General features: G+C 58.1%; 22 protein-coding genes. 17 read left to right on the top strand and 5 right to left on the bottom strand.

Annotated features, from left to right (window positions below; genetic code table 11):
* Positions 1-20 precede the first annotated feature (20 nt).
* From Q8N00_03525 to Q8N00_03565, 9 genes are all read left to right on the top strand, one after another.
* A complete protein-coding gene (locus Q8N00_03525) occupies positions 21-4,376 on the top strand; it encodes a PilC/PilY family type IV pilus protein (GenBank protein ID MDP2381855.1) in 4,356 nt (1,451 codons plus the stop codon).
* A 105-nt stretch (positions 4,377-4,481) separates the two neighbouring features.
* Complete coding sequence (locus tag Q8N00_03530; GenBank protein ID MDP2381856.1) at positions 4,482-5,435, top strand: hypothetical protein; 954 nt, start codon at positions 4,482-4,484, stop codon at positions 5,433-5,435.
* 102 nt (positions 5,436-5,537) lie between these two features.
* Complete coding sequence (locus tag Q8N00_03535) at positions 5,538-6,608, top strand: PhoH family protein (protein ID MDP2381857.1); 1,071 nt, start codon at positions 5,538-5,540, stop codon at positions 6,606-6,608.
* Positions 6,608-7,039: an rRNA maturation RNase YbeY gene (gene ybeY, locus Q8N00_03540; GenBank protein ID MDP2381858.1), complete on the top strand. Its 432-nt coding sequence runs from the start codon at positions 6,608-6,610 to the stop codon at positions 7,037-7,039. Before Q8N00_03535 ends, ybeY begins: the two co-directional genes overlap by 1 nt.
* A gap of 37 nt (positions 7,040-7,076) precedes the next feature.
* Entirely contained in the window at positions 7,077-8,015 is a 939-nt protein-coding gene (ftsY, locus tag Q8N00_03545; GenBank protein MDP2381859.1) for a signal recognition particle-docking protein FtsY, read from the top strand.
* A gap of 111 nt (positions 8,016-8,126) precedes the next feature.
* The gene (locus Q8N00_03550) at positions 8,127-8,912 is read left to right on the top strand and encodes a response regulator (GenBank protein ID MDP2381860.1); all 786 of its coding nucleotides are present in this window, start codon (positions 8,127-8,129) and stop codon (positions 8,910-8,912) included.
* Positions 8,913-9,036: 124 nt separating this feature from the next.
* Complete coding sequence (locus tag Q8N00_03555; protein ID MDP2381861.1) at positions 9,037-11,181, top strand: M1 family aminopeptidase; 2,145 nt, start codon at positions 9,037-9,039, stop codon at positions 11,179-11,181.
* Positions 11,159-12,286: a hypothetical protein gene (locus tag Q8N00_03560; protein MDP2381862.1), complete on the top strand. Its 1,128-nt coding sequence runs from the start codon at positions 11,159-11,161 to the stop codon at positions 12,284-12,286. The genes Q8N00_03555 and Q8N00_03560 overlap by 23 nt, the downstream gene beginning before the upstream one ends.
* On the top strand, positions 12,283-13,407 hold the full coding sequence (locus Q8N00_03565; GenBank protein ID MDP2381863.1) for a phosphatase PAP2 family protein: 1,125 nt from the start codon (positions 12,283-12,285) through the stop codon (positions 13,405-13,407). The genes Q8N00_03560 and Q8N00_03565 overlap by 4 nt, the downstream gene beginning before the upstream one ends.
* A 67-nt stretch (positions 13,408-13,474) precedes the next feature.
* Here Q8N00_03565 and Q8N00_03570 read toward each other — a convergent pair whose 3' ends face one another.
* The 4 genes from Q8N00_03570 to Q8N00_03585 all read right to left on the bottom strand — a co-directional run bounded on the left by Q8N00_03570 (position 13,475) and on the right by Q8N00_03585 (position 17,128).
* The gene (locus Q8N00_03570) at positions 13,475-15,211 is read right to left on the bottom strand and encodes a glycosyltransferase family 39 protein (GenBank protein ID MDP2381864.1); all 1,737 of its coding nucleotides are present in this window, start codon (positions 15,209-15,211) and stop codon (positions 13,475-13,477) included.
* A gap of 55 nt (positions 15,212-15,266) precedes the next feature.
* Positions 15,267-15,566, bottom strand: a complete 300-nt coding sequence (locus Q8N00_03575; GenBank protein MDP2381865.1) for a lipid-A-disaccharide synthase N-terminal domain-containing protein — start codon at positions 15,564-15,566, stop codon at positions 15,267-15,269.
* Positions 15,567-15,666: 100 nt separating this feature from the next.
* Positions 15,667-16,422, bottom strand: a complete 756-nt coding sequence (locus tag Q8N00_03580) for a glycosyltransferase family 2 protein (GenBank protein MDP2381866.1) — start codon at positions 16,420-16,422, stop codon at positions 15,667-15,669.
* A gap of 151 nt (positions 16,423-16,573) precedes the next feature.
* The gene (locus Q8N00_03585; protein ID MDP2381867.1) at positions 16,574-17,128 is read right to left on the bottom strand and encodes a hypothetical protein; all 555 of its coding nucleotides are present in this window, start codon (positions 17,126-17,128) and stop codon (positions 16,574-16,576) included.
* 133 nt (positions 17,129-17,261) lie between these two features.
* Here Q8N00_03585 and Q8N00_03590 point away from each other — a divergent pair, with 133 nt between their 5' ends.
* The 8 genes from Q8N00_03590 (at position 17,262) to Q8N00_03625 (ending at position 24,969) form a co-directional block, all read left to right on the top strand.
* Positions 17,262-17,684, top strand: a complete 423-nt coding sequence (locus Q8N00_03590; protein ID MDP2381868.1) for a four helix bundle protein — start codon at positions 17,262-17,264, stop codon at positions 17,682-17,684.
* Between the two features lie 15 nt (positions 17,685-17,699).
* Complete coding sequence (locus Q8N00_03595; protein ID MDP2381869.1) at positions 17,700-19,169, top strand: hypothetical protein; 1,470 nt, start codon at positions 17,700-17,702, stop codon at positions 19,167-19,169.
* Between the two features lie 156 nt (positions 19,170-19,325).
* On the top strand, positions 19,326-19,595 hold the full coding sequence (gene tatA / locus Q8N00_03600; protein MDP2381870.1) for a twin-arginine translocase TatA/TatE family subunit: 270 nt from the start codon (positions 19,326-19,328) through the stop codon (positions 19,593-19,595).
* Positions 19,596-19,697: 102 nt separating this feature from the next.
* Complete coding sequence (locus Q8N00_03605) at positions 19,698-19,997, top strand: twin-arginine translocase TatA/TatE family subunit (GenBank protein ID MDP2381871.1); 300 nt, start codon at positions 19,698-19,700, stop codon at positions 19,995-19,997.
* Between the two features lie 288 nt (positions 19,998-20,285).
* Positions 20,286-21,941 (top strand): alginate export family protein, encoded by a 1,656-nt coding sequence (locus Q8N00_03610; GenBank protein ID MDP2381872.1) that lies wholly within the window; start codon positions 20,286-20,288, stop codon positions 21,939-21,941.
* 254 nt (positions 21,942-22,195) lie between these two features.
* Complete coding sequence (locus Q8N00_03615) at positions 22,196-22,465, top strand: type II toxin-antitoxin system Phd/YefM family antitoxin (protein MDP2381873.1); 270 nt, start codon at positions 22,196-22,198, stop codon at positions 22,463-22,465.
* Positions 22,462-22,857 (top strand): type II toxin-antitoxin system VapC family toxin, encoded by a 396-nt coding sequence (locus tag Q8N00_03620; GenBank protein MDP2381874.1) that lies wholly within the window; start codon positions 22,462-22,464, stop codon positions 22,855-22,857. The genes Q8N00_03615 and Q8N00_03620 overlap by 4 nt, the downstream gene beginning before the upstream one ends.
* A 252-nt stretch (positions 22,858-23,109) precedes the next feature.
* The gene (locus Q8N00_03625) at positions 23,110-24,969 is read left to right on the top strand and encodes an ATP-dependent DNA helicase RecQ (GenBank protein ID MDP2381875.1); all 1,860 of its coding nucleotides are present in this window, start codon (positions 23,110-23,112) and stop codon (positions 24,967-24,969) included.
* A 90-nt stretch (positions 24,970-25,059) separates the two neighbouring features.
* On the opposite strand, the gene thrH is transcribed toward Q8N00_03625, so the two are convergent.
* Positions 25,060-25,677: a bifunctional phosphoserine phosphatase/homoserine phosphotransferase ThrH gene (gene thrH, locus Q8N00_03630; GenBank protein ID MDP2381876.1), complete on the bottom strand. Its 618-nt coding sequence runs from the start codon at positions 25,675-25,677 to the stop codon at positions 25,060-25,062.
* Positions 25,678-25,731 lie beyond the last annotated feature (54 nt).

A 25,731-nucleotide genomic window follows, 5' to 3' on the forward strand; every position in this document is an offset into this window, starting at 1 on the left:
CAACAAGAACGGAGGGTGCCATGAAGAGCCGGAATATCGCCACTCGTGGAACCGTCATGCTGGCGTTGGTGGGTTGTCTCCTGGTGCCCGGTGCGCTGCAGGCCCAAACGATGGATCAGTATTTTGCCGTGCCGCCCTTCGTCAGCGACCAGGTCGCTCCCAATATCCTCCTGCTGCTCGACAATTCCGGCAGTATGAGCGGTCTGGCGTGCGACAACTCTACCCCTGCGGATGGGGACTGCGCCGATGCCGGTGATAAGCCGTTCGCCAACACCTCCACGTTCTCAGGCTACTTCGATTCCCTCCTCTGCTACACCTATGATTCAGGCGCCGATGCCCGCTTCGAGCCGGCCACGGTGAAGGCGTTGGTGTCGACGGCCTGTTCCACGACCCAGTGGGACGGTAATTTTTTAAATTGGGCGACCTTCCGGCGGTTCGATGCCCTCAAGAAATCGATGACCGGTGGGGATTGTTTCGTGGCGCGGGCTGCAGATGGAACCTGTCCGACGAACGGCACCCCGGCGCTGAAGACCGTGCGGGCACAGGCGGTAGGAGTGAACGTAGAGTTGAATGATACGGTCTATGCGGGAGGAGCGGGAGCCACAACCTATCTCGGAAGGATTCCGCTTGCGGACAGATCGGGCAACCCTGGAACACTCTACATCGGTGTTGCCGACGCCTATTTCTGTATCGACAACGACAGCACGTTTAACAACAACTGCGGAGATAGTTACAGCGTCAGAAGGTACGAACTCAAAGTCGGATACAATGTTGAGCCAACGGGGGTCATTCAGCAGATTGGTTCCCAGGCGCGGTTTGGGCTGTTTGAATTCAAACCGACCGGCGACGGAGCCCGGATGCTCGTGGGGCTCGGGGCCCGCCAATCGATCGCATTTTCAGGATCGGCCGTCAAGACGTTCACGACGAACACCGCCGCGATGGTGGATGCGGTTCAGGATTCGTTCCCATCTACTTGGACACCTCTCTCCGAGTCTCTCTATGAAACCGCCCGCTATATTGCCCAGATCAATTCTACCTACCTGGCCGGTTCCTATGCCTATCCCATTGCCTTTGCCGGAGGCATCTCAAACGGCGTGGCCTTTGGAGCGACGGGGGCAGGATCAATAGGCGCGCCTGAAATCACCGCCTTGACCGGCAGCGAGGTCTGCACGGTCGGGGCCGGCTACATCACCAACGCCTGCGGACGGGATCCGTATTTTTTCGGGAGCAACCACACGCCTGCCTGGGCGACGACGTCCACCCAGGTTCGCTGCTGTAAAACCTTCGTCATCATCGTGACGGATGGGGAACCGACGCAGGATACCAATATCCCGGCGGGGCTCCAAGATTACGCGCATGGGCGACATGGTCTCCACTGTACTGGTGGAAACGCGACCATCCATGCGCCGAACGGCACCTGTAACACGAACAGCGCCACGACAGCCGCCACGCTGTTGGGGGAACATAAGACCGATTATGCCTCGACCGGGAACCATTACCTGGACGACGTCGCCTATTGGGCCCATACGAATGACCTCCGGCCCTGTACCGCCGCCGGGACCGATGGAACGATTCCCGTCCTCAACGTGACGGGCCATTGTTTAGCTGGGCTCCAGAATCTGTCGGTCTACACGTTCTTTGCCTTCGGCAACATCGCGGGGAGAGAAATTTTGATGCATACCGCCAAGTTGGGCGGATTCGAGGACAGCAACAATAATAATATTCCGGACCTGGTGAGCGAATGGGACAAGGTCATCAATGCGACCGGCGCGCCGGGGACCGACGGAATTCCCGATAACTACTTTGAGTCTTCCAACGTGGACGACTTGCAAGATCGGTTGATGGCGACGATCACGGCGATCTTGCGAAAGAGCTCGTCCGGCACGGCCATTTCCGTGCTGGCCACCTCTGCCAGCGGTGAGGGAAGCGTCTATCAAGCCTATTTCTACACCAGCAACGTCGGGCTGGGTGGCGCCAATGTCAGATGGACCGGGTATACGCAGGGCCTGTTCATCGACCATTTGGGGAATTTCCGCGAAGATACGGATCAGGACGGAAAGCTCGTCTACGAAAACGACTACATCATCAGGACCAGCTACGATAACAACCAGGCAAGTCTCACGTATGGGACCGTCCTGGTCGACAAGTTTGTGGATGCCAATGGCGATGGGAGCGCCGACAGTACAACGGCGACCATCTCGGGCCTGGGGCTGAAAGATATTCTTCCCTTCTGGGAAGGAGGCAAGCAGCTGGCCAACCTCGCCTCCGCGTCGAGAAACCTGCTGACGTGGGTGGACAGCAACAATGATGGACTCGTGCAGGTGGGCGAACAGATGCAATTCGCTACGGCAAATTCTGGAACGTTGGGGCAGTACCTGAGAGCCGGCGCCGCCCCCTATACGGCCGATAACATCATCAATTTCATCCGCGGGGACGAAGTCGCGGGGCTTCGGACGCGCATGCTGGAGGTGCCGTTGGGCAGCGGCACCTACAAAGTGTGGAAGTTAGGGGACCCCATCCATTCAACGCCGACCATTGTGTCGGCGCCGCGCACGAACTACGATCTGGTGTATGGAGATTCTTCCTACACGGCGTTTTATCAGCAGTATCAAAATCGCCGTGAAGTCGTCTATGTCGGCGCGAACGACGGGATGTTGCATGCCTTCAACGGAGGGTATTACCACAAGAGCGACGATCCTACGACGGCAACCGTAGTCGAGCATGGGTGGTACACGAAGAATCCCACGAACAACAGCAGCGGTCGTCCGCTCGGGGACGAACTCTGGGGATACGTCCCCTATCAGCTCCTGCCGCAGTTGCAGTGGTTGACGAGAGCCGACTATACCCATGTCTACTACGTGGACCTCAAACCCACGGTGGCGGATGTGCGAATCTTTACGCCGGATGCGGACCATCCGAACGGCTGGGGCACGGTGCTGATCGGGGGCTTCCGCATGGGAGGGAGCTGCGGAGGCTGTGCGGCCGGCACCGGTGCGCCTCCGATGACGGTCAATATCAGCGGGACGCCCCGCACCTTCTACAGCGCATACTTTGTGCTCGATATCACCAATCCGGAGGTTGATCCCAAGCTCCTCTGGAGCTTCAGCGATGCCGGCTTGGGTCTGTCGATCGGGACGCCGTCGGTGATGCGTGTCAGTCCCACGGCTGATGCCAAGACCGATAACACCAATGCGAAGTGGATGGTCCTCTTCGGTTCGGGCCCGAACGGCTATGCGGCAGACTTGCCGCCCGCTCCCGCGCAAGTCGCCACGGTGTATGCCGTAGACTTGCGGGTCGGGCCCGGGGCTGCGAATTCGCAGGTGACCAAGATGGCTGCCGGTTCCTGGCAGTCGTTTGTTGGAAACATCGCGGTGCTGGATAATAATTTCGACTACCGGCATGATGTCGCCTATTTCGGGCGCACGATCAATACTGGAGCTCTGCCCTGGAGGGGCAAGATGTATCGGTTGACGACGAGTGGTTGTACGAACGCCCCCTGCAGCACCTCGACCTGGGGGGTTGCCAACGGAGCCAGCCGAGTACCGACGGAGATGATCGATACCTTCAATGACTACACGGCATTGAGCAGTACGACTGTGAATTTGGGACCGGTCACAACTGCGCCGTCAGTGACCATCGATGATGCGAACATGGTCTGGGTCTTTTTTGGAACGGGCCGCTACCTGAGTAACTCCGACAAGACCAACACGGAACAACAATACCTGTTCGGCATTAAAGACAAAGTGATGAACGGGGGGTGCACCCAGACTAACGCCATCAATTGCAATGCCGTCAATCTGGTGAACGCCACGAATGCGGTGGTCTGTGTCGTTTGTGCGGGCGGGACCAACCAAGTGACGGACCCCAACAATCCTGCCCTCACGAGTGTCACCTCAGGAGCCACCTCGATGGCGGGGTTGGTGCAGAGCAGGGATGGATGGTACGTCAAGCTGGTGACGGCGGCCGGTACGTCGGCAGAGCGGTCCGTGTCCAATCCCGTCGTGATTGCCGGAGCGGTATTTTTCCCGACGCTCGTTCCCACGAATGACTTCTGCTCCTCCACGGGAACGAGTTATCTCTATGCGTTGTATTACAAGACCGGCTCGGCCTATTCGTCTCCGGTCATCGGGACCAGCGTGTCCGGCGCGAATACGATCAGCAACACCAGGGTCCTGATGGGCGAAGGTGTGGCCTCGCAAGTCGCCATCCATATCGATGGCTCGGGAGGCTCTTGTACCGGAGGCTGCGACGGCGGGGGGAAGCCGCCGATCAAATATTGCAGCCAGATGAGTACAGGGAGCAGCGAATGTAAGGATGCCAGTGGGCCAAATCCTCCCTGGAGCCGGTACCTGTCCTGGATACGTCAGCGGGGCTGAGTGAATGAGTTACAGAGCCGGGAGGGGGCCAGTATCTTGGTCCCTCCCGACTCGATCACGGGGGCAAGTCCCGTTCGGCTACGAACGGGACCGATGTGTTGAGTGATGTACACAAGATTTCTTCCACCACTTTGCCTGATTTGTTCGCTCCTGCTCATCGGGTGTAACTCGAGTGCTGCTCCCGGCAACGAGTCCTCTGCTCCGACGGTTGTCTCTGCACAGGGACTCCTGACGATCAGGTTAGCGACTATTACCCCGAACCCCATTACGCTGAACGAGGCGGTGAAGGTCATGGTCGAGACTGATAACAGTCGGGCCGATATGTCTGGACTCAAGTACCAATGGATGGCCAACGGCACCCCCCTTCGAGGCCAGACAGGGCCCACGTTGGAACCGAGCATGTTACAGCGTGGTGACAGCGTGACGGTCGAGCTTGTGCCTACGAGCGGCACGCTTCAAGGCACTCCATACCAGGCAGGTCCTGTGGTGGTCGGCAATAGCCCTCCCGTCGTCGCACAGATCTCCATCGAACGGGCGGCTGACTCCTATGTTCCGGTCTTTGTGAAGATGGAGGTTGCCGATGCCGATCGGGACGAGATGCAGTTCGACTTTCGTTGGTGGCGCAATAGTAAACTCGTCAAAGAGGGGCCTCAACAGACGCTGGATACCACGGGATTTCAAGCGAAAGACACACTCGAGGTTGAAGTGACCCCGCGAGACCAATCGTCTGCCGGGAAGCCGGTCCGTTCCGAAGCAGTTTATGTCGGCAATAGCCCTCCGAAGATCGTCTCTGCCCCCGCAGACCTCATCGGCCGGGAACGATATGAGTATACGGTCAAAGCTGTCGATGGGGACGGCGATCCCCTCAGCTTTCTGCTGGAAGTGGCGCCACCTGGGATGATGGTTCACAAAGAAACAGGGCATCTGGTGTGGCAGATTCCACCCGGCCAACTTGGCAGCCATCGAGTGCGCATCATCGCTGAAGATGGGCAGGGGGGGAGAGGCTTTCAGGAATTCCATGTCTCCCTTCTGGCTCCTGTCGCATCGGCAAAACCGTAAGGCTGCCGGCGGGTCTACTCGTTCTTCTGCTTGTCACACCTTTCCCTGGTTTGTTAGAATCAATCCACGATCACTGTAGGGAAGGAGAACGCCTGAGCGTTTGTGCGTAAACTAAAACTACGAGAAGGCACCAATACCGCCGTATTGTTCGGTCACCACGACCGGCACCTCAAGCTGATTGAAGAAGACCTCGGCGTGCGCCTTTCGGCGCGTGGCGAGGAACTCACCCTTGATGGCACTCCAGACGCGACACGTTATGCTGAACGGGTTATCACGGAACTCGCCACCCTGGCCAACGACGGGATGGTGCTCCAGCCGGAGGACATTTCCCATGCGTTAAACGCGCTCCGGCAGAGCCCCGAGACTCCGATCAAGGAACTCCTCTCCAGCGCGGCCACCATCGTCACGAAGAAACGTTTCGTCGCACCGAAAACGCCGACGCAAAAAGCCTACATCGAAGCCATTGAAACGCACGACATCGTGATCGGCATCGGACCGGCCGGAACAGGCAAGACCTATCTGGCGATGGCGATGGCGGTGAGTGCCTTGATGAAGAAAGAAGTGAGCCGCATCATTCTGGCGCGGCCGGCTGTCGAGGCAGGCGAGAAGATCGGTTTTTTACCAGGCGACATGTATGCGAAGGTGAATCCCTATCTCCGTCCTCTGTACGACGCCCTGTTCGACATGATGGATATGGAGCGGGCGACGCGTGCGATCGAGCGGGGCGACATCGAAATTGCGCCACTCGGGTTTATGCGGGGCCGTACGTTGAACGATTCGTTCGTCATTCTCGATGAAGCGCAGAATGCCACGGCGGAACAAATGAAGATGTTCCTGACGCGGCTCGGCTTCCATTCCAAGGTGGTCGTGACCGGCGATATCACTCAGGTGGATCTGCCCCCTGAACGGGTCTCCGGCCTGATCGAGGTGCGGGAGATTCTGCGCGATGTCGAGGGTATTCAATTCGTCTACTTCGACGAGCGTGACGTGGTACGTCACAAGTTGGTACAGGACATTATCAAGGCCTACGATCATCACCAGCAGACCATTTTGCCTTCCGGTTCTTCATCGGGCGCAACGGGGCGTCGTCCGTCGCCAGCGCCGCATCAAAAGCCGCCGAAGCCTACGACCCCTGCCTCATCGCTCACGGACTCGTGGGGCCAGTCGCATTAATGCCGGTTCATCTGCAGACTCAGGTTCGACGTGTCACGTTCGATCAGGCGCGCCTGGATCGGCAGGCACGGGCGATTCTGTCCGATGTCGGAGAAGCCTCTGCGGAGCTGGGCATCCTGTTCGTGGGCGACCAGCGGATGAGGAGTCTCAATCGTCAGTATCGAGGCAAGGACCGCACGACCGACGTGCTGGCCTTTGCCATGCGGGAAGCGCCTCATTCCTCCTCGGCGGTGCTTGGCGATGTGGTCATTGCCGTGCCGACGGCAGTCCGTCAAGCGAAAGAGGGCCATCGATCGTTGGATGAAGAGCTGACGGTGCTTCTGGTCCACGGCATTTTGCATCTCTGCGGTTACGATCATGAGCGAAGTGAGAACGAAGCGCGCAGGATGCAACGCAGGGAACGAATGATTCTGCGGTCGCTCGGGTCGTGACCGGCACGAGTCAACCGAAAGTGTCACGAGTAAATTTATGGGATGGTTACAGAGACTCAGTGACGGGCTGACCAAAACACGCGATGTCCTGCGCGGGTCGTTGGATCGGCTGTTGGGCCGTGCAGCGGATCCTGCCCTCTTAGAGGAGTTCGAAGAATCGCTCATTGCGTCCGATCTCGGGGTCCGCGTCGTGGAACGCGTCATGGAGCGTCTCAAGAAGCAGCTCCAAGGGACCGACGCCTCGCAAGCCGTGCAGGTGCAGAAGATGTTGCGAGACACGTTGCTTGATGTCCTGACGCCCGTGGAAGGACTGTCGTTGGAGTCGCTGCTTGCGAAAGGCCCCAAGCCCTTCGTCATCCTGGCCGTAGGGGTGAACGGGGTGGGCAAGACGACGACGATCGCGAAAATCGCGCAACGGCTTGTGCAGGCAGGGAAGGTGCCGTTGTTGGTGGCCGCCGATACCTTTCGTGCGGCGGCGATCGATCAGCTGCAAGTGTGGGCCGACCGGGTCGGTGTCGACGTGATCCGTCATCGCCATGGAGCCGATCCTGCCGCAGTTGCGTTCGATGGGATCGCGGCGGCGAAAGCTCGGAAGGTGGATGTCGTGCTGATCGATACGGCGGGTCGGCTGCACACGAAATCGAATCTCATGGACGAACTCCGCAAGATCACTCGCGTCATCGCCCAGGAATGTCCCGGTGCGCCGCACGAAGTGCTCCTCGTGCTGGACGCCATGGTCGGGCAAAACGCGCTGTCCCAAGCCCGTCAATTTCATCAGACTGTCGGCGTGACCGGCTTGGTTCTGACGAAGCTCGACGGCACCGCTCGGGGAGGAATCGTGGTGGCGATCGCCGAGGAATTGAAGTTGCCCGTGAGGTTGATCGGAGTCGGGGAGTCGGTCGAGGATCTGCAGGATTTCAAGAGCGCCGCCTTTGTGGATGCGCTCATCGGGACATCGCCGCCGTCATCAGTATAACCCCTGTGAAATCACGGCATTTTCTTCTCAGTCGGCATCGTCCGTGGTAGGGTACCTGTGACGGTGATCCCAACGTCGCGCGCGACACATTGTTCTCGGGAAGGCTGAGACATGATCAAAATTTTGGTGATCGATGACGATCGCATGAACTGTGAGCTGATCCAGGCCGTGTTCACTCGACATGGGTATCAGGTGTTGACGGCGACGAGCGGGATCGAAGGCCTGACGATCTTTCGCCAACATGCTCCGCGGGTTACCATTCTTGATCTTCGCATGCCGGAAATGGATGGGCTGACCGTTCTCAAAGAAATCCGCGCCTATGATCCCCATGCGCCGGTAATCATCTTAGGGGGCGGGGCGACCGAGGAGCAGGAAAATCAAGCTCGAGGGTTGCGTGTCACCGACTTTATCCGCAAGGGCCTCTCGCTTGATGTGCTCGTCGAGTGCGTCAACCGGGTGGTGCAGCTTCCCGCTCGATCCGTCTCCGCGTTGCCGGGGGCGGCGGACAGTGCCGCCGTGGCGGATACCGGGGAAACGATTCTCGTCGTCGATGACGAGCCGTTGGTTCGCGACCTGCTGGTCCAGTTTCTCAGTCTCCGCGGCTATCGCGCCCTTGGCGTGAAAGATGGCGCTGAAGCCCTCTCGATGGTGGAGCAGGCGCCGCCCGATCTGATTCTGCTCGATCTGGTCATGCCCGGTATGGACGGTGCCGAGGTGCTTCGGCAACTTCGCCAACGCGAATATACCGGCGGGGTGATCATCATTACCGGGAGTCACGACGAAGACCGTCTCGACGAAGCCTGGGTCATGGGGCCGCAAGAAGTCATCGGGAAGCCTGTCGACCTTGAGCAATTGTTGACGTCTATCCAGCTTGTGCTCGTCTGTCGCGAATGCTAAAACCCTTCCGATGCCAATCGGAAACAGGATCGTCTTTGTCCTCCCTCTCATGCTCTTCGCGCTCTTCAGCGGCGGGGCATCCGGTATAGCCTGCGCAGCCGAGCCTGCCTCATCACGACAGAGCATGATGCATCACGATCTGTTCGTACAGATCGTCCCTGAGCAACATGCCCTTATCGCAACAGACCGGCTGACCCTTGAGGTCGCAGAGCCACGGGTTTCGATTCGTTTCTCGCTCGCCTCCACGCTTCACGTCGACCGCGTGGCACTCGTGCGCAGATCGTCAGAGACGGAGGTCTTGAGTGACGATGTGCCGTATGAAATCGAACATGGCTCTACGCCGGAGTCGGCGCAACATGTGACCATTCCCTCGCAGGTCCTGGCTGCAGGTTTGGTGACGTTGGATATTCATTACCATGGGGTCGTCAACGATCCGCCGAGAGATCCGCGCCATCTTCGCTTTGTGACGCCCAGTGAGACGGCCGGGCATATCGGGCCGGACGGTGTCTATGTGAGCAGCGAAAGCCGCTGGTATCCGGATGTTCCGGAATCGCTCAGCACCTATACGTTGCTGGTCGCCCTGCCAACAGGATGGACCTCCGTGACCCAGGGGAAGGCCGGTGAAGCGCGTACCTGTCCTGTCGGAACCTGCCGCCATGCTGGAATGGTGATGACGGAATGGACGGTGACGCAACCGAGCGAAGCGCTCACGCTTGTGGCGAACAGGTTCGTTGCCACGTTTCGCGACTGGACAGCCAGGACCGGTCAGCGGATTCAGCTCTCGACCTACCTCTTTCCCGACGATGCGCATTTAGCCGAGGAATATCTCGAGGCCACCGCTCGCTATCTTGACGCCTACATCCCGTTGCTGGGTCCCTATCCCTTTGAGAAGTTCGCCGTAGTGGAGAATTTCTTTGCGAGTGGGCTCGGTATGCCCTCCTTCACCCTGTTGGGGAGCGGCGTCATCAAGAGGCATTATGTGCAGCCGTACGCGCTCGGTCACGAGATCGTGCATTCCTGGATCGGCAACGATGTCTTCAATCGCGCCGATCGCGGGAATTGGGTGGAGGGGCTGACGACGTACCTGGCCAATTATTACTGGCACGAATTGACGGGAGATTCAGCGCAGGCACGGGATCAACGCCGTCTGATGGTGCAGGGCTATAACCTGCATGTCCCACCGGAGCGAGACTATCCGGTCGCACAATTCACGCACAAACTGGATGAGCATGACAATGCCATCGGGTATCAAAAAGCTGCCATGCTGTTTCACCTCCTGCGCCAGGAGGTGGGAGACGAGACGTTCTGGCGCGCCCTGAAGCGTCTGGTAGGGCAGTATCGTGGGCGGCATGCGGAATGGCGCGATCTTGAACGGGTCTTTGGAGAAGAGAGCCACCAGGATCTCCGATGGTTTTTTGCGCAATGGGTGGAACAGGATGGGGCGCCCATGCTGTCGTTGTCTGAGGCCGTGGCCCGTCCGGTTGCGGAGAAGAACGGACAGGCCCATCAGCTCGAGGTTACGATCGTTCAATCGGGCAAGCCCTTTCGCCTCCCTCTTCAGTTGTTGGTTCGCATGGAAGGCGATCGTGAACAGGTTCTGACTGTGCCGCTGCGTGGGCTGCGCGAGACGATTTCCATGACCCTGCCCGCTCGGTCGATCTCGATTGATCTCGATCCAGAATTCATGACCTTTCGACGGATCGACCGGCAATCGTTGCCGCCGGGGCTCAATCACTATGTCACCGATCGGCGGCGGTCGGTCGTGCTGGCCTTTACGGATGAGCCGGGGAGGCCTTCTCCGTTTCGCGACGTGGTCGCGCGCATTGAAGCGCAAGAGCAGCAAAAACCGGTTGGCGAACGAACGGTGGTGGTCCCGATGGCACCGGATGGGCTGTTGCCTCAGGAAGGTTCGGTGTTAGTATTGGGCGGCCCGGAATCCCGCCCGGGGATTCAGTCGATCCTCGCCAGGCACTGCGGTGAGCGCGCGATGCTACACGACAAGGGTGTCACGGTGACGGGGAAGGCGCACGAAGGGCCTGGCCTGGCGCTGTTGGCCAGTTGCCACCGGGTCGATCGCCCTGGCAGCGTCGTGACGCTGTTGTATGCGGCGACCCCGCAGGCTGTGGCGAAGGTGGCGCGGCTGCTCTTTTTTTACGGATGGAATAATTTTGTGTTGTTCAACGATGGCGCGGTCGTCATTCGTGGCGAATGGCCCATTGCCAGCGATCGTACGGAGGTGCGTTTCGATGCCAGCAATCTCATTCAGTAAATGGTGCATGATCGGTCTCGTCTGTCTGTTGCTGGGCGAGCAACAGGGGCAGGCAGAGGGCCTTGCCTCGAAGGCTCGGGCGGTTCCCGCTCACCAGTCTGAGCGGCATCTGAAGAATATTCGCCAGCTGACGGTTGGCCGGCAGAATGCCGAAGCCTACTTTTCCTTCAGCGGGAATAAACTGATCTTCCAATCGACCAATAATTGGATGAAGGATACCTACGCGGCCATGCTCAAGCCGGCCGATGCCGGGCTGGGTTGTTATCAGATGTACGTGATGGATTTAGAAAGTAATACGGTTCGTCTGGTGAGTACCGGCACGGGCGCCACCACATGCGGCTACTTTTTCCCCGGCGATCGCCGCGTGCTCTATTCCTCGACCTATGCGACGGGGCCGAACTGTCCGCCGAAGCCGAAGCGGGAAGGGGCCTATCGCTGGGCGTTGGACGATTACGATCTGTACGCCGTGCGGATTGACGGTCAGGAAATGCAGCGGTTGACCTCTTCGTCCGGCTACGATGCGGAGGCCACGGTATCGCCTGACGGGAAGACGATCATTTGGACCTCTGTGAAAGACGGGGATTTGGATATCTATGCCATGAACCTCGATGGGTCCAGGGTTCGGCGGCTGACGAACGAGGTCGGCTACGACGGCGGGGCGTTTTTTTCGCCGGACAGCAAGCGCATCGTGTATCGGGCCTCGCATCCGACCGAGCAGGCGGAGATCGAGAAGTACCAGGATTTGCTCAAGCAGAATCTCGTGGAGCCGGGACAACTTGAACTCTATGTGATGAATGCGGATGGCAGCGGCAAGCACCAGGTCACGTCGAACGGAGCCTCGAATTTCTCGCCCTTCTATTTTCACGATGGCAAGAGGATCATTTTCTCTTCGAATGTGGAGACCAAAGGCGAAGGAGGCCGACCCAGTTTCCATCTCTACGCAATCGGCGAGGATGGCCAAGGCCTTGAACGGCTCACGTTCGACGGACAGTTCAACAGTTTCCCCATGTTCTCTCCGGATGGCACCAGTCTGGTGTGGGTCTCCGACCGCGGGACCAAGGCTCCCGGTGAGTTCAATGTCTTTCTCGCCGACTGGGTGCCGTGACTTCGTCCGACGAGGGGCCAGGGGCGAGCGGCGAGCGGCGAGAACGCCCGCTTCTTGCCGTCCCACCTCTTGCCGCTCGCCTCTTGCCTCTTGCCTGCTCCTTCGTTGCGCTCATCCTGGTATTCGTCGGGCTCTTTGACTGGGATGTGCCGCTGACTCGGTTCGTCCGTTCCCTCTATCCTCCGGTCGGCTCCGTCCCCAATCCCTGGCTGGTTCAGTTTAGCGATCTCGGTGACCGCCTCGGCAAGGGGGAGTCGCTGGTGTTCCTGAGCCTCCTGTTGCTGGCGGTCGGGTACGGATTGAAACGCCCGCAGTGGAAAGACGCCGGCCGGCAAAGCCTCATCGCACATGGTCTCGTGGCTGTGACCGCCAACATCTTAAAACATGCCATTGGCCGCCCCCGTCCCAAGTTCATGGATACCGGCAAGTTCCAGTTTTCTCCGGTCAGCGGGAGCGGATGGGACTCGTTCCCGTCAGGGCATGCAGCGGCATCGTTCGCCGTCGCCACGGTATTGGCTGCGAAGTTTCCGCGAGCGAGATGGCCCATACTGGCTGTCGCCGTCGCCATTGCCGCCAGTCGAATCATCCGCGGGTCTCATTTTCTGACGGATGTGGCCGGAGGAGCAGCCCTCGGTTGTGTGATGGGAGCGATTGCCGTCCATCCATGGCGAGAATGGCGCGCTGCGGCTGGACTCGCTCTCTGTCGAATGACGCCGTATTTTGTGGTGACCCTCGCCTTCGTGTGGACGATCGTGCAGTTCCCGTCTGAGGCCTGGCCCTATCAGCAGTTATTATGGAGTGGTGTCGTACTCACCCTGGTGGGACTCGTGGGGCATGTCTTGTGGGCGGTGCAGTCGGCATGGCGTCCGGTCTGGTTGTCAGGATCACTGACTCGTAGCCTCGTGGGACTGGGATTAGGGATGACGACCGGTTCGTTGTTTGTGACGATCGCTGTGCTGCTCGTCTCAGCGGCTCATTGGTTGGACGGCCTTCAAGATCAGGTCGAGCCGGTGGATGGGCATAGAGGGGGAAGGGCGGCCTTGGCGGAGGGGCTGTTCATCGCGACCATGTTGTTGGCGCTGGTGGCGAGTTATGTGTTGAAAGGTATCGTGCCGATGTAGACCGGTCTGGCAGGCTTAGTCAGATGCTAAACAGACTAGAGAGACCGGACAGACCAGATAGACTAGATCAGTGGCCAAAAATGGTAGGCGGCGGCGGTGGGGCTGCACCTTCTGGAATGGTCACCATCGGTTGTTTCGCCAGCAGGATGTAGCCGTAGCGTTTGAGAATCGGGACCAGAGTGACCGACTCAGCCGGCATTTTCGACTGTGCTGTTTCCGGTAGCAAGATCATCACTTTCTTTGGCCCCTTCAGGGCCTCCCGTATTTTATCCTCTTCCCCAAATGGCACGAAGACGGTCGGTCGTCTGGCATAAAAAACCGACGAGGGTCTGACCGTTCCATAGGCAATGAAAATGTCCTGGGGGTCAAGGTTCAATCCTGCGGCATAGGCCAGCTCTTGTGGGGGAGCGATCACAAATCGGTTGATGGGTGGGGTTGCAATCACGATGACGGTCAGGACCAGACCGGCCAGAGTCGCTCCCGCTGCCCAGAAGGCTCCTCCACGCCGTTCCTCGTTTAATCCAAGATATCCCACCAAGCCCATGCCGAATAACAAGAGGATTGCGGCCACGTAGGGGCCGATTCCAAGACCGACCTGTCCGGCCAGGGGAAACTCCCGCACCATCTTCGAGGCATAGTTGGCATAGAGCGTGGGGACGCAGGCAAAGCCGATCGCCAAGAGATAGCCCAGCCCCATCATGAGGTGGATGGATCCTCGAATCCCTTTTGTGGTCGGATCCTGCAGACATCGCGACCAGTACGAAGCCGCCAACAAGGCGGCGGCAGGAAACAAGGGACCGATATAGTGGGGCAAGCGCGTTGACGACGCGGTGAAAAACAGGAAGACGCCCACGACCCACAGGGCCGCAAAGAGATCGAGTTCCGATAGCCCTGTTTGATCAGGCTGAGTACGGTCACGACGTGCGACATACCAATCTTTGAGCGTGCGATAGAGCGGGACCGGAAGGAGCGCGCTCCAAGGGAAAAAGCCCAAGAGCAGGACGGGGAGATAGAAAAAGATGGTCCCATGATGGCCTTCCATCGGACTCAGGAATCGCCCGATCGTATGGGCTTTGGCGCCTGTGGCATAGGCGTCGCCATGGACGAGGAACATGGCCACATACCAGGGAGCGGCCAAGAGAGTAAACACCAGCAGGCCCGCCAGAGGGAATCCTTTGTGCCAATAGTCCTGCCATCGGCGCGTCCAGGTGAGGTAGAGCGCCGCAGCGATGAGGGGCACGGCGAACCCGACCGGTCCCTTCGTCAATGTCGCGAGCGCCATCCCTATATAGAAGGCCCAGACCCAATGGCGCATGCGTCCTTCCCCATGTAGCCCCAGCCAGAAACCGTACAGCGATGCCGTCGTGAAGAAAATCAGGACACTATCGGTCAGGGCCATGCGCCCGAGTCCAAGAATTTCCAGGTTCAGCAGGAGCATCAAGGCGCCGAAGAGCGCGACGGTTCGGTCACGCTGGCGCAGGAGAAAGAGATAGGTGATGAGGATTAAGCCTACGCCGAAGAGGGCGGAGGGGAACCGTGCGGCAAACTCGCTGACGCCGAACAGGCGATAGGACCGATCCATCAACCAATAGAGAAAGACCGGTTTGGCGACGCGCAGCTCACCGTTGAAGGTCGGCGTCAGGCGATCCCCCGATTCGAACATTTCCCGTCCGGCTTCGGCGTTCCGTCCCTCGTCACGGTCGGTCAGGCCCATGTCGCCGAGTCCCAGGAAAAACAGCAGTCCCGATAGCGCCAGGAGCGCGAGGAGGAGGAGTGCATGGTGCGAGCGGTCAGTGGTGGTCATAGGAGTTTGTATGATGTCGTGATTGAATCAGCCTGGCCTATCAACGTTCTGGCGGTCATGATTGTGGAGCGGATGGGCCGGCGAGCTGTTTCGCCTGGTTGGCACGGGAGATGAGCACGAGATTGCGAATATAGACGAAGGTGCCGATGCCTTGCCCAGAAATAAAGACCGGGTCTGCCCGATAGATGGCATAGGCGAGCGTGATGAGTCCGCCGATCAGGCTCATGTACCAGAACGCGATCGGGACCTGACTCTCCGCCTTTTTCTCAGAGGCAATCCATTGGATTACCCAGCGGCCGAAAAACAATCCTTGGCCGAGAAAGCCAATGGCGATCCAGATGTGTTCGGTACTCATGGGCAGGCCAGAGGCGATGGGCTAGAGGCGAGGGGCTGTGCGCCTCGCCTGGATACTCTATGAATCAACATGGCAAGATCCTTTGCTGTCTTCCTCACCTCTAGCCTCGTGCCGCTGGCCCTTCGCCCTTCCTGAACCCATACCGCAACACTCGACTCTGCATCCACCGCACGGCAATCAAATCATAGAGAGATTTGAACAGCCGATTGCCCATGCCGTACTTGGAGACGCCGTGAATACGAGCGTAATGCCGCACCGGCACTTCGGTGACGGTGAATCCATGCATCAGCGCGAGCGCGGGAAAAAATCGGTGCATGCCTTCGAAAAGCCGGATCCGTTCCAGCACGGGCCGCCTGAAGATCTTGAGCGGGCATCCCGTATCGTGCACACCGTCGTGTGTGAAATAGTTCCGCACCCGGTTGGCGATGCGGGACGAAATTTTCTTCACAAAGCCATCCTGCCGCTGTTGCCTCCATCCACACACGAGATCGTAGGTGGCGGTCAGGGGCAGGAGTTTAAGAATGTCTTCGCTGTCCTGTTGCAGGTCGCCGTCGATTTCGATGATGAGGTCGCCGGAGGACTGTTTGAAGCCGGCATCGAGCGCGCAGGTCTTGCCGTAATTCCGGTCGAGGTGGAAGACCAGTACGTTCGGATGTTGTGCCGCCAGGCGATCCAGTTCTTCGCTGCTGCCGTCGCTGCTGCCGTCGTCCACAAAGAGGATCTCGTACGGGCGCGATCGTGAGGCCTCGTGCGAGTCCATGACCTTGAAGAGGCCCGTTAGGAGGGGGACCAGGTTCTCTCGTTCATCTTTGATGGGGATGATGACGGAGGCCCAAGGGCTGGATGAGGATGTCATGATGCGTAGGGGCTCCGGCAACGGTCTGTAAGGTGTGTATGCACGCGCGCATTCTAGCGGATGGCCGTGAGACCGTCAAACGATGGGGAAGTGATGAGTGATCAGAAACAACTGAACTCCTCTTATCCCTTCACCCATCACTGCTCGCAGATCACTTCCCTGATGCCGTGACGGTGAAGCGCATGGTGCCCATCAGACTCATCTCGTTGATCTGTTCTCCCACGTGAATATCCACTTTGTATCGGCCTGGTTTCCAGGCCTCCTGTGGCGGGGAGAGCGTGAGGTAGCCGCTTTCGTCCTCCAGCGCAATGTGCATGGCATCCTGTCCGATCATCACGGCGGGGTCGAGGCCGGTGACGGCTTCCGGGAAGAGCTGTCCGAAGACCTTGAACCCCTGATAATGCTGGTGCAGATGGAACACAATGAAGACGGCCGGGGTATCGGGGCGGAACCGGTCGGTCGGTGTCACCGGCACAATCTCGTGCGTGCGTTGAAAACCCAGTTCTTCGTCGAACCCTTCCGCTGTCGTAATGCTGAGGAACATGCCTTGGGGAGGGGCATCGAAGTTGTAGGGGACGACATCTTGCGGGCGATTCTGAAAGTCGGGGATGGGGGCATTCTTGATGATCGGCAACTCCGCCGCCTGGGCCTGAGTTCCCGCAAGGCTGAACAGGATGATGGATAGTGCGATGAAAATCCGGGGCATGAAGGTGTTCGTACACCGGTCGGTGGGAGCTGTCAAGGTGACGGATGCAAGGCGAGAGGCAAGGGGCGAGGGGTGAGAGGGGCGGAAGAGACTGTTGCGGCTAAATTTCCGGTTCTGTTAGAATCCCGCTTCTTTGACGAAGCTTGCCAACGAGGGGTATGAGACAGTGGGCAAGAAGGGATTTAAGGATCTACTCGTGTGGCAGATGGCAAAGGACTTGGCAGTGAGAGTGTATCGCGTATCGGAAAGCCAAGGTCTCAAGAAAGACTTTGGTCTTTGCGATCAGATTCGGCGGAGTGCGGTGAGTGTTGCGAGCAATTTGGCTGAGGGAGATGAGCGTAGCTCGGATCGAGACTCGGTGCGTTTCTTTTACATGGCGAAGGGTTCCGTTGCTGAAGTGCGAACGCAAATCCAAATCGCTTGCGAAACCGGCCATCTCAGGAAGCCGGACTACGACAGCCTTGACGCAGAGTATGAGCAGCTAGCGAAGAAGATCGGGAGTCTCATCAGGGCTCGGAGCCAAGCCCCTAGCCATTCACCAACCCCTAGCCCCTAGCCTGGACGTATTTTTATGTTACAAGACGCAGACGCTTTACCGCAGCTCATCGGCGACTATAAACCGGTCGACCAGTGGCAAGTGCACATTAATACGCTCTTCTACCGTTTTCGTGGCGATCAGATCCGTAGCTTCTACCAAACGTTTGCCTCAGGCGACTATCGGCTAGCCCATGCCCTTGCCGCAGATTATCACGAGCGAGTCATCGCTCGTGATAAGGCAAGAGGTAAGAGGCAAGTGGCAAGTGGAAAAGCGGGCGATTCTCTGACCCCTAGCCCCTCGCCCCTGGCCTCTAGCCTGGTCATCCATGAATGGGGACCTGGCAACGGCAACCTGGCCGCCTGTTTTCTCAGTCATCTCAAGGCGCTCGACGTAGATGGAGCGATCTATCCCCGTATTCGTTATGTGCTGGTCGATTGGGAGCAATCGGTGCTCGATGCAGCGATGGCTCATCCGGAACTTGTATCCCACCGCGATCGAATCGAGACACTTCGAGGGACCGTGGATCGGCTTGAAGGCATCGCGGATGGCAGCGTGGACCGCATATTCTGTAACGAATTGTGGAACGATCTCCCGACGAAATTGATGTCGCGGCAGGCGAACGACATCGAAGAAGAGTTCCTCCGGCCGAACTTGAACGAAGCCTTACATGCGAAGATTGCCGATTGGGCGGCCTTTGTCCGGGCGTTCGAGGCCATGGACATGGACGTGCTGAAGGGCTTTCCACCGTTTCTCGACGACCTGGTGTGGGAGCGTGAATATCGGACGGTCGAATGGAAAGAAGTCCCGTACCGGAAGATCATCACGGAGTTCCTCAAGCGTATCGATGAGCAGGTGGTGGTGCCCGTCAATATGGGAGCCTATGCCACGATCAAAGAGGCGAAGCGCCTGTTGGCTCCCGATGCGATCGGGTTCAGCAGTTTCGACGCGGGCACGGCGGATATGGACGTGCTGAACGATCCGGAGAAGCCCTGCTATGGTCAATTCGGAGGTCAACAGAGTTTCATGGTCAACTTTGCATTGGCCGAAGCGGTGGCCAAGCAGGTCGAGGCTGGCACGATGACCATCGAAAGTCAGCGTGAGTTCGTGGGGCGCAGCTTAGGGACCAACGTCTTGACCCTCATGGATCTCATGGCCACCCATCCTTCCGCAGGCACGAGCATGGCGCCCTGGGAGCAGGATCGCTTGATGCTCAAGACCCTCCTGGCCTTGAACGAGACCTACCAGAGTCCCTATGCGCGTCAGCTGGACTTTCCCATTCCGTTGGAGATGCCGCCGGAGGAGCGCGAGATGCTCCAGGCCCTCGTGCATGCGTTGAAGCCGACAGGGATCCCCGACACCGTCGCCTATCTCACCGAAGAAGAGCTGATGTCGGCCTCGAAGGACCTCGAAGCCATCGGCTACGATCCGCAGTCGTTCATGATTGCCTTAACCGCACCGCCGAGTCCTGTCGATTATTATCACGCGTTCGTGCAACCGCGCTGATTCCGATCGAGCGAAATCGCTCGCTTTTGAGAATTTCTGCTTGACTAATACCTTGTTCTTCTATAGCCTTCCCCCCGTTTGGGGAATCATGCCCACCTTTCGAGCGGTATCACGCTGGAGGGCCTGAGTGGGACATAACGAGAAAGCGAGTCATTGATGTTTGGATCATTTGGATGGATGGAATTGGTGCTGATTCTGATCATCGTGTTGATCATTTTCGGCGCGGGTAAGATTCCGCAGTTAGGTGAAGGGCTCGGGAAGGCGATTAAGGGATTTAAGAAGAGCGTCAACGAGGCCGATGCCATCGACGTGACGCCTCCTCCATCCGATGCGCCGGACATGGTGCCGACGCAGATCGCCCAAACGCAGGCAGCCCCGCAAGCCGCGGCACCGGTTGAAGCAGCGCAGCAGGTCAAGCAAGGCTAACAACGGATGGGCCAGAGGCTAGAGGCAAGAGGCTAGTGGAAAAAGATCTCAGAACCGGTACTCCTCGCCTCTCGCCACTCACCCCTTGCCAAGGTTTGAACTATGTTTGGACTCGGCGCCGGCGAAATTCTCATCATTTTGGTGATCGGGTTCTTGCTGTTCGGCCCCAAGCAGTTGCCTGAAGTCGGTCGCCAGATTGGCAAAGCGGTCAAGGGCTTCAAGGAAACGGCGGAAGATCTCAGAAAGTCGGTCGAGCCGGAAATCAATATGATCCAGCAGGAAGTGAAAATGGTCGAGCAGGACTTTCAAGCCTCGATCAAAGACGCCGAAGAGCAGATCAACGCAGCCGGGAAACAGGCAGAGGACGGAGCCAAGTCCATCAGCCAGTCGGGCCAGGCCTGACTGACGGCAAGAGAAGCAGGAGAGGCGAGGCAAGTGAGCCGACGGGCTGCCCGTTAGAAACCTGGAAATTGTTTGTCAGATCAAGTCGGTTCGGGCAAATTGGTACAAGTTGGTAGTGGTTGAGGGAGGAAGAGACGCCGTTGGCACAACGGGGTCTTGGTTCTCCGGTAGAGCAGGGACGAAAGAGAGTACGTGATGACCGTGCATGCAGTTGGATGTCAAGTCGGCAGCGCAGCGCCGGAACGTGCACCGGTGGCGGCTGTTATCCAATTCACAGGAGGAATTCATATGCAAAGTATCCACAGACGAATGGGGTGGGCCAGTGCGGCCACCTTCTTCAGTGCGGCCATTATGGCTGCAGGCCTGTCGTTCGGGACGGCCCCGGCGCAAGCCGCGTTTGAATTGCCAGAAGGTGAGAAGATCACCAACGTCCCGGCCATTCCTCGCGCGATTCCGCAGAAGGAAGCCTACGAACTCTACGATCCCAAGATCGGCAAGAACTTCGACATCAAGAATTTCTGGGTCCGTGCGGACCTGCGTGTGCGGCCGGAAATGCGCAACGGGATCTGCTTCGGCGGCGGTGCCGGCGCAACTTGTAACGCGCTCAATGGGAAGGCAACTGCAGGCAAGCAAAATGACTTCTATGCCCAACAGATGACGCGTTTGGGCATTGGGTACGATCTCTCGCCTGACGTGAACTTCTATATGGAGATCATCGACTCCAGGAACTGGGGCAGCAACACCGGCGTCGCCGGAGATGCGCTGAGCCATAACGGTGACAACAGAGGGGTCAACGGAAACGGCGGCACCTTGGGCGTTCGCGCTGCCTACATGTTGGTCCGGAATTTTGCCGGTGTGCAGGGCTTGAGCGTGAAAGCCGGCCGTCAATATATCGTCTTCGGAAACCATTCGTTGTTCGGCCATTTCGACTGGGCCAATACGGGATTCTCCCATGATGGTGTGATGTTGCAATATGCCACCAAGAACTTCGACAGCTATGCTGGCTGGTTCCGGACCCAAGAAGGCGATCTGGCCCAGGGCGCCCCAACCGGCGGTACGGCAGCCAATGTGACCACGGGACCAAATGCTAACAATTCTGGCGGAAGCTACGATGCCGATATGTTCATTTTCTACAACCAGATCAAGTCGGTGCCTGGTTTCCTGATCGAGCCCTACTATTTCCTCTACAGCAACCGTACTCCTTCAGTGGGAGCTGGTCAGGGATTGGGATCGAACAAGCATGCAGCGCAGACTCGTCACAATATCGGAAACCGGATCGAAATGCGTAAGGGCAACTTCGATGCGACCAACGAAGTGACCTATCAGTTCGGCTCGATGGCCGATGCCAATCAGCCCGGTGCCAACGCCGGCTATGGCCAACAGCAGAACATCCATATCAGCGCCTTTGCGACCAGAAACTGGATCGGGTATACCCATTACCAGTCATCCTGGAAGCCACGGTTGGCCTTCAACTTCGACTATGCCACGGGTGACGGTCGTGCGAATTGTACCGTCGCAGGTGGTGCGGCAACTGGCTGTAAGACGGCCAACACCTTTGAAAACATGTTCCCGACCAACCACATCCACATGGGTTACATGGATGTCCAGGCCTGGAAGAACATGATGAGTCCTTCGATCAACTTCCAAGCCCGTCCGAGCAAGGATGACCACATTGAAATCTGGGCCACCAGCTTGAACTTGGCGAACAGCAAGGACAACTGGTACCGTGGTTCACAGGGCGTCTATGTTTTCTCGGCAACCAACAATACCAAGAAGCACATTGGCGACGAATTGGACATCGCCTGGACCCACCTGTTCATGGATGGCAAGCTGGCCTTCCAGGCGGCCTATGGCCACTTGTTTGCCGGCAGCTATATCCAGGCAAACTTGGGTCAGAGCAGCAACCAGGATTGGGCCTATGCCCAGCTTTGGGTGAACTTCTAAGCATCAGGCAAGAGGCATAAGGCTACGGGCGAAAGGATCTTTCGCTCAAGCTCAAAAAGACAGCCCCGCTGGGAGATCCCCAGCGGGGCTTCTTTTTGCCTTGCTGACGCGACCAACGATTGTCGAGGACTAAACGCTACCCCTACTAATCTCACATTATCAAGAGGCAGAACAAATTGGAGCAGTCAGCTGTAAGCGGATATCTGAGCGCTCGAGTCGTTGACCATAGTCATTGACCATGGTAATGTTTCGGCATGAGCAAAGCGCGCAAACATACTGAAATGGAAGAAGTCTCGATTTCTCATTTCAAGGCGACCTGTTTGGCTATTCTTGCCAAAGTCAACCGAACGAAAAAACCTATTCTGGTCCTTCGCAAGGGTGAGCCCATCGCGCAGGTGGGGCCACCTCCTCCCTCATCGATGCCACCGTCATGGCTGGGCTCGCTCTCCAGTTCCGGTGTCATCACTGGTGACATTATGAATCCCATCTCCAGCCCTGAGGAATGGGAAGCCCTTCGCGCGTGAAGCTCCTGCTCGATACCCATGTTTTGCTCTGGAGCGTGCTCGACCCGGATCATCTTTCGTCAGAGATAAGAGCCGAGTTGGAAAACCTCCACAACGAGCTCTGGCTGTCCCCTATCACGCTCTGGGAAGTGCATCTGTTGGCGGAGAAGAAGCGTATTCAACTTCAACCTGACCCGGCTGCATGGATTCAGCAACTGCTGGATACGATTCCATTTCGGGAAGCTCCTCTCACCCATGCCGTGGCATTGATGAGTCGGCAGATCGCTCTGTCTCATCAAGATCCAGCCGATCGGTTTCTTGCTGCGACCGCCGCTGTATATGGTTTGACGCTCCTGACAGCCGATGAGCGGCTCCTCCATTCGGACCAGTTTTCCACGTTGGCCGCGCGATAATTCATGGCGATGCTCCAGGGGCCTTCCCTCTCATTCGACTGCTACGAACAAGGGTTGATTGAGGGCAGAGACGTTACCCCTTCCCGTACAAAGGGGAGGAATAGGTCGGATCCGTCAGCCTCTAATGAAGCGCACTTCACAAGCTGAAAGCTGATGGCGTAAATCCACGGCTTGCCCACCGTCAGTCCAGTCCTCTATACTCAGCTCGCTCTCTCACTCATTGCCACCTCAAATTATTTGAATAACCTTGCCGTGGATGATCTGACTCGACAGCTCAGCGAACAGTTCGGCTTTGGCACCTTTCGGCCAGGCCAGGAGGAGGTCATTCGCGCCGTGCTGGCCGGACGCGACGCGATGACGGTCATGCCGACCGGGCAGGGGAAATCGCTCTGTTATCAATTGCCCGCGACCCTCTTGCCTGGGTTGACTCTGGTGATTTCTCCGCTGATCGCCCTTATGCAAGATCAGGTGGCGAGTTTGAAGCAGCGAGGGATCAAGGCGGCGGCGTTTCACTCGGGACTGACCGGCTCTGAAAAGCACCGTGTGATTCAGGACCTCAACCAGAAACGGCTGCAATTGCTCTATCTGGCGCCGGAACGGATGCAGCATGAGGGCTTTCTCCAGCTCTTGCGTACCCTCTGGGTGTCGTTGTTGGTGGTCGACGAAGCCCATTGTATCTCTCAGTGGGGCCACGACTTCAGGCCCGACTATCTGAAAATCGGCCGCCTCCGGCAGGAACTCACGAACCCTCCCTGCCTCGCCTTGACGGCCACGGCGACCACCCGCGTGCAAGTCGATCTATGTAAACGCCTGTCGCTCCGCGATCCGCTCCGGTTGGTCTCGGGTTTTCGTCGGCCCAATCTGGCCCTCTCCGTCCGACCCTGTCAGTCGCGACAGGAGAAGCTGGCAACCTTGGAGCGGCTGGTCCGCGAGAGGGAGAAAGGCACGATCCTGGTCTATTGCGCCACGCGCCGGGCCGTCGAGGAAGTGGCGGACTGGCTCGGACAGTCAAACCAAGCGGTGGCCTACTACCATGCTGGTCTTTCAGATGAGGAGCGGCGGCTCGTGCACGACGATTTTCGTAGGGGGACCGTCAGGATCCTCGCTGCGACGAATGCCTTTGGGATGGGCATCGACAAGTCGGATGTCCGGCTGGTTGTCCATTTCGACATTCCGGGAAGTGTGGAGGCCTATTATCAAGAGGTCGGGCGGGCTGGCCGCGACGGACAGCCCGCTGCCTGTGTGCTGCTGTTCCATGAACGGGATCTGGCCACGCAGGAATATTTCATCCAGCTCGCGGCAAAGGATCCTGAAGGCTCCGACCGCGCCGCGCGGATGAGAACGTTACTTCAGGAAATGCTGGCGTATGTGTCCGTGCCGACCTGTCGGCAACTCGCGATCCTCGACTACTTCAGCGATGAAGCCGAGCGGGCCCTTGGTCCCTGCGGCCTCTGCGATCGCTGCGAGGTTCCGGTGCGGCAACTCAGCAGAGAGATCTCTCGTGACGATGCCGCTTCGGCAAAGGCCGTGCTGGAGACGGTGTCCTGGTGTGGGGGGCGCTTCGGGGTGAGCCGTATCGTCGAGATCCTTCGTGGCAGCCGTTCGAAAGCGCTGCTGGCATTTGGCGGGGAAGCCTGTCCAACCTATGGGACTTGTCGTGCGCTCTCGAAGCCATCCGTGACCGGGCTGGTGAAGGGTCTGATCGATTCCGGCTATCTTCAGGTTGAAGGCGCGGAATATCCCACCATCGACCTGACTGGTCGAGGGCAGGAGATTCTGCGTGGGACCGGTGTTGTGCTCTTGAAGGCTGTGGAGGAGCGCCCGCGAGCGTCGTCGTTGAAGAAGCCGTCTCGCGATACAGCTGTGCCGAGCGTGGCCCTGGGATCCTCGCCGGCCGACCAGCAGATCTTCGAACGGCTCCGGCAGCTCCGCACGGAGCTGGCCGAAGAAGAGAACGTCGCGCCGTTCATCATTTTTCACGACAAAACGTTGAAAGCGATTGCCAGCTACAAGCCTGCGACGTCGGCCGCGCTGTTGGACGTTCCAGGCATCGGCGATCTGAAGGCGGAGCGGTATGGCCGGCGCGTGTTGGCCGCGGTGAACGGGGAGTAGTAGCATTCAGCCATCAGCCTCTTCGCCCTCCTCGCCTCCCCTTACAAAGGGGAGGAACCGGTTAGACGTCTGATTGCTGACGGCTGACTGCTACTTCAAATTTCCCGCCTTCTTGAAGCATGCTTGCAGCTCTGCATAGTTCTTCGTCACCGAAAACTGGGGAAATTCCTTGGGCAGATGATCCGGCGGACAGAAGAAGAATCCCGCATCGGCTTCTCCTAACATGGCCGTGTCGTTGTAGGCATCGCCGGCAGCCATGGTGAAGAAATTCAGCGATTTGAACGCGGCCACCGAATGTTTCTTCTGGTTCGGCATCCGCATGTGGAAATTCACGATGCGTCCGGCAGGATCGATCTCCAGCTGGTTGCAAAAGAGCGTTGGAAATCCCAGTTGGCGCATCAGCGGCTGGGCGAACTGGTAGAACGTATCGGATAAGATGATCACCTGGCAGCGTTCGCGAATCCAGGCGACAAAATCGTTGGCCCCTTCCATCGGCCCCATGTTGGCGATGACGCTTTGGATGTCGTGGATGGTGAGTTTGTGCTGATCGAGAATGGCCAGGCGCCGTTTCATCAAGGCATCGTAGTCCGGCATCTCGCGGGTGGTCATCTTCAATTCGTCGATGCCGGTCTTGATAGCGACGTTGATCCAGATCTCTGGCACTAACACGCCTTCCAAATCTAAACAGACGATGATGGGTTTGTGCATTTTGTTTTCCTCTTGTTCTGTGTGTGTCAAATGGACATCAGGCTTGAGGCGCGA

The organism is Nitrospirota bacterium, assembly GCA_030684575.1.
Taxonomy (GTDB): Bacteria; Nitrospirota; Nitrospiria; order Nitrospirales; family Nitrospiraceae; genus Palsa-1315.

Coding starts and splice junctions, on each gene's coding strand:
- Q8N00_03525 (MDP2381855.1), top strand. CDS start 21: ATGAAGAGCCGGAATATCGCCACTCGTGGAACCGTCATGCTGGCGTTG.
- tatA (MDP2381870.1), top strand. CDS start 19,326: ATGTTTGGATCATTTGGATGGATGGAATTGGTGCTGATTCTGATCATC.
- Q8N00_03560 (MDP2381862.1), top strand. CDS start 11,159: ATGCCAGCAATCTCATTCAGTAAATGGTGCATGATCGGTCTCGTCTGT.
- Q8N00_03575 (MDP2381865.1), bottom strand. CDS start 15,566: ATGAGTACCGAACACATCTGGATCGCCATTGGCTTTCTCGGCCAAGGA.
- Q8N00_03530 (MDP2381856.1), top strand. CDS start 4,482: ATGTACACAAGATTTCTTCCACCACTTTGCCTGATTTGTTCGCTCCTG.
- Q8N00_03580 (MDP2381866.1), bottom strand. CDS start 16,422: ATGACATCCTCATCCAGCCCTTGGGCCTCCGTCATCATCCCCATCAAA.
- ftsY (MDP2381859.1), top strand. CDS start 7,077: ATGGGATGGTTACAGAGACTCAGTGACGGGCTGACCAAAACACGCGAT.
- Q8N00_03610 (MDP2381872.1), top strand. CDS start 20,286: ATGCAAAGTATCCACAGACGAATGGGGTGGGCCAGTGCGGCCACCTTC.
- Q8N00_03615 (MDP2381873.1), top strand. CDS start 22,196: ATGAGCAAAGCGCGCAAACATACTGAAATGGAAGAAGTCTCGATTTCT.
- Q8N00_03555 (MDP2381861.1), top strand. CDS start 9,037: ATGATGCATCACGATCTGTTCGTACAGATCGTCCCTGAGCAACATGCC.
- Q8N00_03605 (MDP2381871.1), top strand. CDS start 19,698: ATGTTTGGACTCGGCGCCGGCGAAATTCTCATCATTTTGGTGATCGGG.
- ybeY (MDP2381858.1), top strand. CDS start 6,608: ATGCCGGTTCATCTGCAGACTCAGGTTCGACGTGTCACGTTCGATCAG.
- Q8N00_03585 (MDP2381867.1), bottom strand. CDS start 17,128: ATGCCCCGGATTTTCATCGCACTATCCATCATCCTGTTCAGCCTTGCG.
- thrH (MDP2381876.1), bottom strand. CDS start 25,677: ATGCACAAACCCATCATCGTCTGTTTAGATTTGGAAGGCGTGTTAGTG.
- Q8N00_03550 (MDP2381860.1), top strand. CDS start 8,127: ATGATCAAAATTTTGGTGATCGATGACGATCGCATGAACTGTGAGCTG.
- Q8N00_03595 (MDP2381869.1), top strand. CDS start 17,700: ATGTTACAAGACGCAGACGCTTTACCGCAGCTCATCGGCGACTATAAA.
- Q8N00_03570 (MDP2381864.1), bottom strand. CDS start 15,211: ATGACCACCACTGACCGCTCGCACCATGCACTCCTCCTCCTCGCGCTC.